This window comes from Aquabacterium sp. (assembly GCF_016195855.1).
GTDB lineage: Bacteria > Pseudomonadota > Gammaproteobacteria > Burkholderiales > Burkholderiaceae_C > Aquabacterium.
Map to the genome: position 1 here is coordinate 465,190 of NZ_JACPYU010000003.1, position 13,631 is coordinate 478,820.

General features: G+C 65.8%; 12 protein-coding genes and 1 pseudogene. 8 read left to right on the forward strand and 5 right to left on the reverse strand.

Annotated features, from left to right (window positions below; genetic code table 11):
• Nucleotides 1–6 precede the first annotated feature (6 nt).
• A complete protein-coding gene (locus tag HY019_RS03670) occupies nt 7–981 on the reverse strand; it encodes a TIM44-like domain-containing protein (protein WP_290688427.1) in 975 nt (324 codons plus the stop codon).
• Between the two features lie 144 nt (nt 982–1,125).
• Here HY019_RS03670 and dbpA point away from each other — a divergent pair, with 144 nt between their 5' ends.
• The 3 genes from dbpA (at nt 1,126) to HY019_RS03685 (ending at nt 6,131) form a co-directional block, all read left to right on the forward strand.
• Nucleotides 1,126–2,571, forward strand: coding sequence for an ATP-dependent RNA helicase DbpA (gene dbpA / locus HY019_RS03675; RefSeq protein ID WP_290688428.1), 1,446 nt, complete (start codon nt 1,126–1,128; stop codon nt 2,569–2,571).
• A gap of 59 nt (nt 2,572–2,630) precedes the next feature.
• Entirely contained in the window at nt 2,631–3,416 is a 786-nt protein-coding gene (locus HY019_RS03680) for a hypothetical protein (protein ID WP_290688429.1), read from the forward strand.
• Between the two features lie 213 nt (nt 3,417–3,629).
• Complete coding sequence (locus tag HY019_RS03685; protein ID WP_290689155.1) at nt 3,630–6,131, forward strand: YgiQ family radical SAM protein; 2,502 nt, start codon at nt 3,630–3,632, stop codon at nt 6,129–6,131.
• Nucleotides 6,132–6,141: 10 nt separating this feature from the next.
• On the opposite strand, the gene HY019_RS03690 is transcribed toward HY019_RS03685, so the two are convergent.
• Both HY019_RS03690 and HY019_RS03695 read right to left on the reverse strand, forming a co-directional pair.
• Complete coding sequence (locus tag HY019_RS03690; RefSeq protein ID WP_290688430.1) at nt 6,142–6,567, reverse strand: DUF4431 domain-containing protein; 426 nt, start codon at nt 6,565–6,567, stop codon at nt 6,142–6,144.
• A gap of 29 nt (nt 6,568–6,596) precedes the next feature.
• Nucleotides 6,597–7,349, reverse strand: coding sequence for a hypothetical protein (locus HY019_RS03695; protein ID WP_290688431.1), 753 nt, complete (start codon nt 7,347–7,349; stop codon nt 6,597–6,599).
• Nucleotides 7,350–7,496: 147 nt separating this feature from the next.
• Here HY019_RS03695 and HY019_RS03700 point away from each other — a divergent pair, with 147 nt between their 5' ends.
• From HY019_RS03700 to HY019_RS03710, 3 genes are all read left to right on the forward strand, one after another.
• Nucleotides 7,497–8,096 (forward strand): TetR/AcrR family transcriptional regulator, encoded by a 600-nt coding sequence (locus tag HY019_RS03700; RefSeq protein ID WP_290688432.1) that lies wholly within the window; start codon nt 7,497–7,499, stop codon nt 8,094–8,096.
• Between the two features lie 91 nt (nt 8,097–8,187).
• Nucleotides 8,188–9,327, forward strand: a complete 1,140-nt coding sequence (locus HY019_RS03705; RefSeq protein WP_290688433.1) for a thiolase family protein — start codon at nt 8,188–8,190, stop codon at nt 9,325–9,327.
• Nucleotides 9,328–9,464: 137 nt separating this feature from the next.
• Entirely contained in the window at nt 9,465–10,634 is a 1,170-nt protein-coding gene (locus HY019_RS03710) for a serine protease (protein ID WP_290688434.1), read from the forward strand.
• A 6-nt stretch (nt 10,635–10,640) separates the two neighbouring features.
• On the opposite strand, the gene HY019_RS03715 is transcribed toward HY019_RS03710, so the two are convergent.
• Both HY019_RS03715 and HY019_RS03720 read right to left on the reverse strand, forming a co-directional pair.
• Nucleotides 10,641–11,102: a DUF4010 domain-containing protein gene (locus HY019_RS03715; protein WP_290689156.1), complete on the reverse strand. Its 462-nt coding sequence runs from the start codon at nt 11,100–11,102 to the stop codon at nt 10,641–10,643.
• Nucleotides 11,077–11,919, reverse strand: a pseudogene (locus tag HY019_RS03720) (DUF4010 domain-containing protein); the annotation flags it as partial. The pseudogene HY019_RS03720 and the gene HY019_RS03715, both read right to left, overlap by 26 nt.
• Nucleotides 11,920–12,008: 89 nt before the next feature.
• Here HY019_RS03720 and minC point away from each other — a divergent pair.
• Together minC and minD are read left to right on the forward strand one after the other, a co-directional pair.
• Nucleotides 12,009–12,785: a septum site-determining protein MinC gene (minC, locus tag HY019_RS03725; protein WP_290688436.1), complete on the forward strand. Its 777-nt coding sequence runs from the start codon at nt 12,009–12,011 to the stop codon at nt 12,783–12,785.
• Between the two features lie 29 nt (nt 12,786–12,814).
• A complete protein-coding gene (gene minD / locus HY019_RS03730) occupies nt 12,815–13,630 on the forward strand; it encodes a septum site-determining protein MinD (RefSeq protein ID WP_290688438.1) in 816 nt (271 codons plus the stop codon).
• Nucleotide 13,631: the final 1 nt, after the last annotated feature.

Sequence of the window (13,631 nt, forward strand, 5' to 3'; positions counted from 1 at the left end):
GGCGAATCAGGCGTCCAGCGGCGTGATGCCTGCAATCGCCCAATCACGCCCATCGTCCAAAGGCTTGACCAGGTGCCACAGCTCATTGAAGGGCTGGGCACCGGCGTTGATTTCTTCGCGGATCAGGCCATGGAAGCGCACGGAGGCAATCCACTGGTCGGCTTCCTTGGTGGCGTCCACCAGCTCGGCGTCCAGTTGCATGACGTCGGTCTGGTTGACGGCCTGGCCGCGCTCCTGGATGTCCAGGCGCAGGGAGGCAAACAGCTCCGGCGTCGTGAACTTGCGCAGGTCATCGATGTTGGCGGCGTCATTGGCCGCCTGCATGCGGATGAAGATCATCTTGGCCACACGCGTGAAGCCTTCGGCGTCGAACCCTGCGGGCACATTGCCGACCGCCGTTGCGGCTGCTGCTGCGGCCAAGGGCGCTGCACCGGCGCTACCAGCGGCTGCCAACGCGTCAGGCTGAGCCTGACGCTGCATGGTTTGCGGCGGCGGAGATGCCTGTGAAGAGGCCTGCGGGCTGTAAGGCGCACCCGCACCGGCCAGTTGCGCCCCACCCATCGGTGCACCACCCTTGAAGCGACGCATCAGCCAGCCAATGACCATGAAGGCCACCACACCGATCAGCAGCATGGTCATCATGTTGCCGAACGCTTCACCCATGCCGAAATGGCTCATCAAGGCGGCGATACCCAGGCCCGCGGCGATACCGGCAACCGGCCCCAGCCACGAGCGCTTGCCCGGCTGCGCGGCAGGGGCAGGGGCAGCGGCTTGCTGGCCCACACTAGGTTGCGCCGCGTTGTTAGGGGTGGCTGGCGCCTGGTTGGGCGTGGCCGTGGGTTGTTTGGCGGGCATCTGGCGCTGCATGCCGGAGGTGCGTCCGCCGCCCAGGCGCTTGGCCTCGACGTCCATGGGCGCAGACACCATGCCCACACCGGCCAACACCACAGCCAAAGCCGTCAAACTGTTCTTCCATGTCATGAAAGGGTCAATCCTTACCCCTGTCGGGGTTGTTTCAGGGTCGTTGTCACTTCGCGCATTGTGCGCGTGACCCCTCTCATATCGGGGCTACCCGCCGAAGTTCAAGGGTCCTTGACAAATGGCCGTACTGGGGATAATGGCGGAATGACCTCCCCCACTCCCGCTGCCTCGTCATTTAGCAGCCTGCCGCTGAGCCCCGCCATGCAGGACAACCTGCAATCCCTGGGCTACCTGAGCATGACACCCATCCAGGCCGCCAGCCTGCCGCTGACCCTGGCTGGTGACGACCTCATCGCCCAGGCCAAGACCGGCAGCGGCAAGACCGCCGCTTTCGCCCTGCCCATGCTGCACCGATTGGCCACGGCCAGTTTCGCCGTGCAAGGCATGGTGATGTGCCCCACCCGCGAGCTGGCCGACCAGGTGGCGCAAGAAATCCGCCGCCTGGCGCGCTTCGAGCCCAACATCAAGGTGCTGACCCTGTGCGGCGGCGCCACCATGCGCCCGCAGATCGAAAGCCTGGCGCATGGCGCCCACATCGTGGTGGGCACGCCAGGCCGCCTGATGGACCACCTGGAGCGCGGCACCCTCAATCTGGAGGGCCTGCAGACCCTGGTGCTGGACGAAGCCGACCGCATGCTGGACATGGGCTTTCACGATGACATCGTCGCCGTGACCCGCCAGTGTCCGAAAAAACGCCAGACCCTGCTGTTCTCGGCCACCTACCCGGAGGGCATTGCCAAGCTGAGCGCCCAGTTCCTGCGCGCGCCCAAGGAGGTCAAGGTCGAATCCCACCACGATGCGGCCAAGATCCGCCAGCTGTGGTTCGAGGTGGCATCGGCCACCCGCCTGGACGCCGTCGCCCAACTGCTGTTGCACTATCGCCCCGCCAGCACCATCGCTTTTTGCAACACCAAGCAACAATGCCGCGACCTGGTCGAGGTGCTCACGGCCCATGGCATCGAGGCCATTGCCCTGCACGGCGACCTGGAGCAACGTGACCGCGACCAGGTCCTGATCCAGTTCGCCAACCGCAGCGCCTCGGTGCTGGTGGCCACCGACGTGGCCGCGCGCGGCCTGGACATCGCCCAGCTGGAGGCCGTCATCAATGTGGACGTCACCCCCGACCCGGAGATCCACATCCACCGCATTGGCCGCACCGGCCGCGGGGATGCCGAAGGCCTGGCGCTGAACCTGGCCAGCATGGACGAGATGGGCCGCGTGGGCAACATCGAGCTGCTGCAAAAACGCGAGTCCAAATGGCAAAAGCTGGACGAGCTGGCCCCTGCCAGCAAGGAGCCGCTGCAACCGCCCATGGTCACCATCCAGATCCTGGGCGGCAAGAAGGAAAAGATCCGCCCGGGTGATGTGCTGGGCGCGCTCACGGGCGATGCCGGCCTGCAGGGCAGCCAGATCGGCAAGATCAACGTGACGGACTTCCACACCTACGTGGCGGTGGAGCGCGGCATCGCGGGCAAGGCCGTGAGCCAGCTCAACACCGTCAAGGTCAAGGGCAAGAAGGTCAAGGCCAGGCTGCTCAAAGACGTGCTCAAGGACGCCTTGAAGGACGCCCGCCCGGACGCCGCACGCTGAAACAAGGGCCCCGGGGTGTTTGGCTAGCATCAGCGAAACACACACCTCAGGAGCCCCGCATGCCCGTTCACGCTCTCGCAGACCTGGCCGACCAGAACCTGGCGCACGCCGTGCGCCTGCACTCGCGCTGGCAACCAGCGGCCAAACTGCTGGAACTCAATGGCGTGCTGCTGCACCAGGGCACGCTGCCCCTGCCGCTGCCCCACCAGAACTGCGTGATCCGGCTGGACGCCAGCGTCAGACCCGAGCTGCTGCTGCAACAGGCACACGCGTTTTTCGGCGGGCAGGCCAACCCGTATGCGGTCATCACCATGAGCCGCCAGGATCTGGACCTGGACGCCTGCCTGGATGCGCAAGGCTTCACGGCCCATGCCGACCTGCCCGCCATGCTGACCGACGCCCCGCTGGCCATGCCGCCCACGGCACCCGGCTGGCGCATCGACCTGCTGACCCAGGCCGCCGAGCTGCCCGCTTTCGTGAAGGTGTGCGCCAAAGCCTATGCCACGCTGGGCCTGCCCGAGTTCATGACGCCCAGCTTCTTTGTGGACACCGAGGGGCTGCTGGCCCCGGATGTCTCCATCGCCCTGGCCCGCGACGCGCAAGGCCAGGTGGCCGCCACGGCCATGGTGCTGCACACCGGCGAGGTGGCGGGCCTTTACTGGGTGGGCACCCTGCCCGAGGCGCGCGGCACCGGCCTGGCCGCTGCGTGCACGGTGGCCGTCACCAACCTGGCGCTGGAGCGGGGTGCCAAGGGCGTCACCCTGCAGGCCACGCACCTGGGCGAGCCCACCTACCGCCGCCTGGGCTTTCGGGAATACGGCCGCATGACGCGCTGGAGCCTTTGAGGCTCAGCCTGGGCACCCTGGGACGCAAGCCCCTTCAAGGCAATGCCCCTGATCAGAATGAGGCCTCTGATCGGGCGACTCAGGCGACAATAGAGGGTTGTCCGCCTCCGATTTGCCTGGTGCCCGCCGTGGTGCCCACCCGCGCCTTTGCCCATGCCTGCCCAGACCACCGAGTCCCCCGCCGTTGATCCCGTCACCACGCCGGCGATCACCATGCCCAAGCCGCCCAAGCCCCTGAACGGCTACCGGCCGTATTGGGCCAAGCGCTTTGGCCGGGCCAAGTTCCTGCCCATGAGCCGCGAGGAGATGAACGAGCTCGGCTGGGACAGCTGCGACATCATCATCGTCACGGGCGACGCCTATGTGGACCACCCCAGCTTCGGCATGGCCGTGATCGGCCGCGTACTGGAGGCCCAGGGCTTTCGCGTGGGCATCATCGCGCAACCCGACTGGCAAAGCGCCGACCCGTTCAAGGTGCTGGGCAAGCCCAATCTGTTTTACGGCGTGGCGGCCGGCAACATGGACTCCATGATCAACCGCTACACGGCTGATCGCAAGATCCGCAGCGACGACGCCTACACGCCCGGTGGCGTGGCCGGCAAGCGCCCGGACCGCGCCTCGCTGGTCTATGCCCAGCGCTGCAAGGAAGCCTACCCCGAAGTGCCCATCATCATGGGCGGCATCGAGGCCTCGCTGCGCCGCATTGCGCACTACGACTACTGGTCCGACAAGGTGCGCCGCGCCATCATCATGGATGCCAAGGCCGACCTGCTGCTGTACGGCAATGCCGAGCGCGCCATCGTCGAGATCGCGCACCGCCTGGCCGCGCGCGAACCGGTCGAGCAGATCACCGATGTGCGCGGCACCGCCTTCCTGCGCCGCACGAATGACCCGACGGCGCAAGGCTGGTTCGAGCTGGACTCCACCGAGGTGGACATGCCCGGCCGCATCGACCAGCACATCAACCCCTACATGACCATGGCCCAGCAGGCCGAGGCCCAGGGCGAGACCTGTGCGCGTGAAGAAGAAGGCGCGTTCGACCCGCTCAAGAACAGCGGCAAGGTGACGATCGGTGGAGAGGCTGGCGGCCAGTCTGATCTGTCCGATGGCGCCAAGCCCATCAAGCTGGTCAGCAACCCGGCCCTGGCTGCCAAGTCGGCGGCCATCAAGGCCAACGTGGCGGCCTCCGCCGCGCTGCCTACGCGCAGCGGCAAGATCGCCCTGCCCCCACGGGACCGCACCGTGATCCGCCTGCCGTCCTACGAGCAGGTCAAGAGCGACCCGGTGCTCTACGCCCACGCCAACCGCGTGCTGCACCTGGAGACCAACCCTGGCAATGCCCGTGCCCTGGTCCAGGCCCATGCCCACCGCGATGTGTGGATCAACCCGCCCCCCATCCCGCTGACCATGGCCGAGATGGACTACGTCTTCGGCCTGGAATACCAGCGCAGCCCGCACCCGGTTTACGCCGATGAAAACGGCAGCCACGATCACGGCACCAAGATCCCCGCGTGGGAGATGATCCGCTTCAGCGTGAACATCATGCGCGGCTGCTTTGGCGGCTGCACCTTCTGCTCCATCACCGAGCACGAGGGCCGCATCATCCAGAGCCGCAGCGAGGACTCGGTCATCCACGAGATCGAAGAGATCCGCGACAAGGTCAAGGGCTTCACCGGCGTCATCTCCGACCTGGGCGGCCCCACGGCCAATATGTACCGCATCGGCTGCCGCTCCAAGGAAATCGAGGCCGCTTGCCGCAAGCCTTCGTGCGTGTACCCGGGCATCTGCCCCAATCTGAACACGCACCACGGCCCGCTCATCAAGATGTACCGCCGTGCGCGCGAATTGCGTGGCGTCAAGAAGATCCTGATCGGTTCGGGCCTGCGCTATGACCTGGCCATCAAGTCGCCCGAGTACATCAAGGAGCTGGTCACCCACCACGTGGGCGGCTACCTCAAGATCGCGCCCGAGCACACCGAAGGCGGCCCGCTGTCCAAGATGATGAAGCCGGGCATCGGCACCTACGACAAGTTCAAGCAGCTGTTCGAGCAGTACAGCGCAGAAGCCGGCAAGAAGCAGTACCTCATCCCCTACTTCATCGCGGCCCACCCGGGCACCAGCGACGAAGACATGATGAACCTGGCCGTCTGGCTCAAGCGCAATGGCTTCAAGGCCGACCAGGTACAGACCTTCTACCCCAGCCCCATGGCCACGGCCACGGCCATGTACCACTCCGGGCGCAACCCGCTCAAGGGCATCAGCCGCGTCGAGGGCAAGGCCGAGAAGGTGGACATCGTCAAGGGCGAGAAGCGCCGCCGCCTGCACAAGGCCTTCCTGCGCTACCACGACCCCAACAACTGGCCCCTGCTGCGCGAGGCACTCAAGGCCATGGGCCGCGCCGACCTGATCGGCAATGGCCAGCACCACCTGATCCCCTTCTACCAGCCGCAGACGGATGGCAGCTACCAGAGTGCACGCCGCAAGAACTCGACGGGCACCGGCAGCAAGGCGTCGGTGGTCACCAGCGGCCGCGTCAACCGCGCGGTGGAGCCGGCAGACCCACGGGCCCTGCCCAAGGTACAGCCGCGCAAAGGCCAGATCCTGACCCAGCACACGGGCTTGCCGCCACGGGAAACCGGGGCCCGCAAGCCGGGCAAGTCGGCTGCGGGGCCACAAACCAGAAGCGCTGGCGCCCCACGCAAAAAGGGCCGCTGATCCACGGCACTCAGTGGTGATCAGGCTTGGGCTGTGGCCCGACCTCGATCATCACGGGTGTGTGATGATGCCCACTTTCTGCCCGCACCAACTGCCCGGTCAGCACGCAAACCCGCCGACATGCCGCCCTCTGGCCGGCATCGAGGTGGTCGTGCACATCCAGCACCTGCAGTTCGCGGATGCTGTGCCGCGTTGGGTCCGTTTCACCCAGCAAACCAGTCACGCACAAGGGGCGCCCCAAGCGCAGAACGGGTGTCACCTCTGCGGCATCGCCGTGGCGCACACTGTCGTAACCCGGCGGGCCCGCAAAGGTGCGAGAGATCAGCCGGCCATGGAGCGAAACAGTCGCCCCCACCTTCAGGCACGAAGGAGCCGCCCCCCCAGCTTGTGATGGCGCGCCCGGCATGGCCAAGAGCAGCGCCAACGCCCATGGCATGCATCGATGCCTCACGGTCATCCCTGCGTTCATGCCGCTTCGGCAGCCATGACATCAAGGTTGTTAAGCTGGACCTCATCAGGTCTCGCACGCAAATAAAAGCCGGACCGCCCCGCGACCAGCACGGCATCAAGCAAGCCCGCACGAGCCAGCGACACCGCCTTGTCACGCCCCACCACCCCGGACCCATCGTCGAGCTCATAAGCCACGATCCGCCCATGCTCCGAGATGGCGCCCACGATCTTGATCAATGGCGTCTCGGTCCCTGCAATGGTGCCTTCCAGCTTTTCGATGGCGCTCACCACGGCATCGAGCTGTGCGTCCTTCAAGTCACCCAGCTTGGTCGTGCCCTCCAGGCCAGTGAGCTTCTTCAGGTTCTTGGCATAGGCGTCCGTGGCGTTCTCTTTGGGTGGTGCGTAGCGCTTGACCGCATCCTCGATGGTCAACGTCTTATAGGTCTCCGTTTTCAACAAGGCTTTGAGCGCCTGCCTGCCCGTCTGATAGTCAGGAAACACAGCGAAACCGCCAGCCTCACCAATGGCACCTTGCGCCGTTGCAAAGCTCGACTTCCGGATGTTGCCGGGGTTGTTGTTCCGCCAGGCACGTGAGCCCCCGTGACGCACGAAAGCCTTCCCTGCGTCATCGGTGTAGAGCACATCCAAGGATTTGCTGTTCCTCTTTCTGGCTGATACGTAAGGCATGACATTTCTCCTGTTGTTGATTTGATGGGCAGGCGGTCTATGGAATGCGCTGCATGGCATCACTCCCTCAAGAGAGGGCATCGACCGTCAATATGGAACAGATGCATTCAAGGGCCTGATGCGCAAACGGCCACGCTTCCTCTCGATAAAACAGAAACGAGTCCGTTGCGCCCACCGGCATTACCTTATAAATAGCTCGGAATTAACTACCTACCGTATAGTAGGCTCATGAGCATCGCCAACCCCAAACTGCTTGAGGACACCAGCGACACCCGCCTGTCCATCCTGAGGGCCGCGCGCGAGTTGATCCAGACGCGCTCCTACCTGGGCCTGAGCTTTCAAGAACTGGCAGACCGGGTGGGCATCCGCAAGGCCAGCCTCTACCACCACTTCCCGTCCAAGGAGGCGCTGGGCATCGCCGTGCTGGAGCGCAGCATCCACCAGTTCGATGACTGGGTGGGGCAACTCGGTGGCGCGCCTCAGGTGCAGTTGCAGGCCTACATCCTGATGTTCCGCGACGTGCTGGGGGCAGGCAAACGCGTTTGCCCAGGGGGCGCACTGGGCCCCGGCTGGGACAGCATCGAGCCCGGTCTTCAGCAAGCCGTTCGCCAGATGCGCCAGCGCCAGATCGACTGGTTGACCGTGGTCATCGGCCAGATCAAGCGCACCGGCAGCAAGGCCAACGCCACACCAGCCCAGATCGCCGCCGAGGTGTTCGCCGTCTGCCAGGGCGCCCTCTTGTCAGCCCGCATCACAGGCCGCGCGTCAGACTTCAACGAGGCCCTGGCCCCCCTCATCGTCCAATTGCACCTGCCCGCCTTGCCCTGACCACGCTTGACCGAGCGCCGGCTTTTTCCGGCATTTTCTTACCTCAACAAAACTACCGACTGGTAGGTAGATAAGCAAAGAAAGGTTCATCATGAAAGCCGTGATCACCGCGTATGCACGCTCCCCCTTCCACTTCGCCCGCAAGGGCGCACTGGCCCAGGTACGCCCCGACGTGCTGACCGCGCAGGTCGTGCAAGGCCTGATGCAGAAGGTGGACCTGGACCCCGCCCTGATCGAAGACCTGATCCTGGGCTGCGCCTACCCCGAGGGCCCTCAAGGCAACAACCTGGCGCGGCTCGTGGTGTTCCTCGCGGGCCTGCCCCAGCAGGTGGGCGGCATGACCATCAACCGCTTTTGCGGCTCCTCCATGTCGGCCATCCACATGGCTGCGGCCCAGATCGAAGCCGGCATGGGCGAGGCCTTCATCTGTGCGGGCGTTGAATCCATGACCATGGTGCCGCAAGGCGGCCTGCACTTCGACCCCAGCCCGGACTTGCTGGCGCGCTACCCGCAGGCCTACATCACCATGGGCGAAACCGCCGAGAACGTGGCCCAGCGCTACCAGGTCGCCCGCCGTGATCAGGAGGAGCTGGCCCTGCTGTCCCATCAGAAGGCTGCGGCCGCACGTGATCAGGGTCGCTTGCAGGACGAGATCGTCCCCATCGTCGACCGCGATGGCCAGCGCATCAGCAGCGATGGCTGCATCCGCCCGCAAACCACGCTGGAGGCGCTGGCCGCGCTCAAACCGGCCTTTCGCGCCGACGGCGTGGTCACGGCGGGCACCTCGTCGCCCCTGACCGACGGCGCCGCGGCGGTGCTGGTCACCAGCGAGGCCTTCGCGCGGCAACACGGCCTGGCGCCCATGGCCCGCATCCGCGCCTTTGCCACCGTGGGCTGCGACCCGACCGAAATGGGCATGGGCCCCGTGCCCGCCACCCGCAAGGCACTGGCCCGCGCGGGCCTGCAAGTGGCCGACATCGACCTCGTCGAGATCAACGAGGCCTTCTCCTCGCAAGCCCTGGCCTGCGCACGCGAGCTGGGCCTGGACCCAGCCAAGGTGAACCTCGATGGCGGCGCGCTGTCCCTGGGCCACCCCCTGGGCGCCACCGGCGCGCGCATCACCGGCAAGGCCGCCTCGCTGCTGAAGCGGGAGCACGCCCGCTTCGCGCTGGCCACCCAGTGCATCGGCGGGGGCCAGGGCATTGCCACGGTGCTGGAGGCACTGAACTGAGCACGGCCTGATGCTCACTGGGCGGGGCCAGATCTGCGCGTCTGGCCCCGCCCCCAAGCCCCCTGGAGCCTGTCAAGGCGCTGTAACATGACCGCGTGAGCGTGATACAAAACTTGACTGTCTCAGCAGGGAGCCCTATGAATTTGTCGCCCGTTGTCTCTCGTGTCATGGCCGGTGCCATGTCCGCCATGTCCTCCAGGGCGCTGCGCCTGCTTGCCCTGGGCACGGTGGTGGCAACCGGCCTCAACCTGACGGGCTGCTCCTCGGCCACGCGCCTGGTGGCCAACCCGAACCAGTCGTCCACGCTCAAGGCCAAGAACTACGCGAACTACAAGGAGCTCTACCTCCTGCCGCCGGACACCGACCCGCGCAACGTCATGCCGCGCCTGGCCACGGCGTTCGAGCAGATGGGCTACAAGGTCACGGTGTACCCGCCGGGCAAGTCCATTGAAGGGGCGCAAGGCACGGGCTTCCTGATCGGCGACGATGGCTTCATCCTCACCTGCGCGCACGTGCTGGGTGAAGAAAAGACCGCCACCGTGACGCTCAATGGCAACCGCTATTTCGCCGACGTCGTCAAGGCTGACAAGGACGCCGACCTGGCCCTGCTCAAGACACGCGACAAGCCCAACCCGGCCGTGACCTCGCTGAGCTTTCGCAGCGTCAACAAGGACTACCACATGGGTGAAGACGTCTTCACCATCGGCTACCCCTTGAGCAGCCTGCTGGGCAACAGCGCCCGCATGACCAAGGGCCTCTTGAGCGCCGCCACCGGCCTGCGCGACGACCCCAAACAAGTGCAGGTCTCGGCCGAGATCCAGCCCGGCAACAGCGGCGGCCCCTTGCTCGACAAGGACGGCCAGATCATCGGCGTCATCCAGCAGACCATCAACCCCTTCGCGGTGGCCCAGGCCACGGGTGGCGCGCTGCCGCAGAACATCAACTTCTCGATCAAGCACAGCCATGTGCTGGACTTCGTGAAAGGCGCCAGCGAGCCAGCCTACAAGGCCGTGCGCTTTGACAAGGCCGGCGGGCTGGAAAAAGCCGGCCCGGCCGTGGCCAAGATCATTGCGGGCATCTCCACGGTGGAAGGCGACCGCGCCAACAAGATCGTCGTGCGCCTGAACTACATCAGCAAATGGGACATGTGGTACCGCTTCAGCCTGTTTGCGCTGACGGTGTACGACTTCGAAACCCGTGAACGCCTGTTCACCACGGGCCAGGGCTACGACAACATGGTGAGCAACGAAGACGTGGTCATCAACGACACCCTGGCGCAGTTCAAGCGCGGCATGGGCCTGCACTGAGGCGCATCAGCCCATCAACACAAAGGCCCAGGCCACGGCCATATTGAGCGCCAGCACCAGGGCCACGACCAGCCCGAAGCGCCAGCCCCCTGCCAGCACGGCCGCCGCTGAGCGCGTGACGCCATTGACGCTGAGCGCCACCAGCAAGCCAACCATCAGGTTGGTGGCGCTCAATTGGCCGGCACCAAACAGCGACATCAGCGTGGCCATGGGTGCGTGCGCATCGGCCACGGCCGCCAGCGCGGTACCCAGCATCAGGCCTGCCATGCCGTGCTGGCGCGCCAAGCTGACCAGCACTGCACCACCCAGGAGCAGCCCGGCCACCAGCGCCGCCTCCCGCACGCGCAGCACCGTATGCGGCTCGCGCCAGGCGGGCACCGCGCCCCCCTTGGCGCCACAGCAAGATGCCCAGCCCCAAGGGCACGGACACCCCCACCGCGGCCAGCGGCCACAGCCGTTGCAACACATGGGGGGACACTACCGAGGCCATCATCAACATCAGCACCCAGGTGGCGACCATCGACAACACGGCCGCGCACCAGCTCAGGCGCATGGGCGCATCGCCGCGCCGGGCCATGCTGCCCATCGCACTGATCGTGGCCGTGCTCGACACGAATCCGCCCAGCAGGCCCGACACGGCCAGGCCCGCACGCGTGCCGAGCAAGCGCTGCGCCACATGGCCCACCGCCTGCATCAGCAAGATCATGATCACCAGCATCAGCACGCGCTGCGGTGACAGCTGCCCCAGCCAGCTCAAGGGGGTAGACGGCAAAAGCGGCAACAGCACCAGCACCAGGGCCGACAGCAGCAGGCCGTCGTGCAGCTCCTGCTCGCTCAGCCACTCGGTGGCGAAATGGTGCAGGCGCTCCCGCGCGGCCAGCACCGCCGCCAGCAGCACGGCGCAGCCGGCAGCCAGCGCTGGCTGCGACACGGACAGCATGCCGATCAAGGTGGTGGCCAGCAGCGCCAGCTCGGTGGTCATGCCCGGATCACGCGAACGGCTGCGCCAATAGGCCAAGGCCGCCAGCAAGGCCACGCCCGCCAGCACCACCGTGGCCAGTGCCACCGAGACGATCTGCGCCATCGCGCCGGCCAGCGCCGCCACCATGAAGGTGCGCAGGCCCGCCGCCTGGCGATCGTCGCCCTGCCCTTTGCGCCGCTCGCGCTCCAGGCCGATGAGCAAACCGGCGCCCAGCGCCACCGCCAGGCCCATCTGATCCGACGACAAAAACCGATCCACGCGCACCTCAAAACCATTGCAGACGCGCTCAGTATGGCCCGCCATCGGGGTTTGGCCCGATCAGATCGCGGCTTGCCCAGGCAGAAGTGCCCCGCCCTTGCCTTAAACTCTGGGCTTTTCAGCGCCTGTCGTCCATGTCCGCCGCATCACCCGCGAACGCCTCTGCCCTGTTCGACCTCAAGAGCGCCTCGCTCACCCTGGTTGCCTTCGTGCTCAAGACCGGGAACATCCAGGCTCTGGGCCAGGCCATGGCAGAACGCTTTGGCGACACGCCCGACTTCTTCAGCCAGGACCCGGTGGTGATCGACCTGACCCACCTGGCCAGCCTGGACGCGTCCGTCAACTTCGACGCCCTGATCACGCTGCTGACCAGCTTCAAGCTCAAGCCAGTGGCCGTGCGCGGTGGCACCGTCAAGCAGACGGCTGCCGCCCAAGAGGCCGGCCTGGGCGAGGCCCCCGACAGCCACGCCGCCCCGGCCCGCGCCGAAACGGTCACCAAGACCGTGGTGCAGGAAGTCATCAAGGAAGTCGTACGTGAAGTGCCCATCGAGGTCCGCGTGGAAGTGCCGGTGTCGGCCACCACCATGGTCATCGACAAGCCTCTGCGCTCGGGCCAGCAGATCTACGCCAAGGGTGGCGACCTCATCGTCATGGCCGTGGTCAACCACGGCGCCGAAGTGATTGCCGACGGCAACATCCACGTCTATGCGCCCCTGCGCGGCAAGGCGATTGCCGGCGCCAAGGGCAACACCCAGGCCCGCATTTTCTCGACCTGCATGGAGCCCGAGTTGCTGTCCATCGCAGGCACCTACCGCACCACCGAAAACCCGCTGCCCGCCAACATCAAAGGCAAGCCGGCCCAGATCCGGCTTGACGGCGAGCGCCTGGTTTTCGACCCCATCGACATTTGAACAAGACTGACTTGAAAGGACCGCCATCCATGGCCAAGATCATCGTGGTGACCTCCGGCAAAGGGGGCGTCGGCAAGACGACCACCAGCGCCAGCTTCGCTTCCGGCCTGGCCCTTCGCGGCCACAAGACGGCCGTCATCGACTTCGACGTCGGCCTGCGCAACCTCGACCTGATCATGGGCTGCGAGCGCCGCGTGGTCTATGACCTGATCAACGTGATCCACGGTGAGGCCAACCTCAATCAGGCCCTGATCAAGGACAAGCAGTGCGAGAACCTGTACGTGCTGGCCGCCTCGCAAACGCGTGACAAGGAAGCCCTGACGCAAGAAGGCGTCGAGAAGGTCCTCAAGGACCTGGGCGAGATGGGCTTCGAGTTCATCGTGTGCGACTCGCCGGCCGGCATCGAAACCGGCGCGCTGATGGCCATGCACTTTGCCGACGAGGCCATCGTGGTGACCAACCCCGAAGTCTCCTCGGTGCGTGACTCCGACCGCATCCTGGGCATGCTCAACAGCAAGACCAAGCGCGCGCAAGACGGTGCCGACCCGATCAAGGAGCACCTGCTGATCACGCGCTACAACCCCAATCGCGTCGAAGGCGGCCAGATGCTGTCGCTGGACGACGTGCACGAGATCCTGCGCGTCAAGCTGATCGGCGTGATCCCCGAATCGGAGACCGTGCTGAACGCCTCCAACCAGGGCATCCCCGCGATCCACATGAAGGGCACCGACGTGGCCGAGGCCTACTCGGATGTGATCGACCGTTTCCTGGGCCAGGACAAACCGCTGCGCTTCATCGAAGCTGAAAAGCCTGGATTCTTCAAGCGCCTGTTCGGAGGCAAGTAAG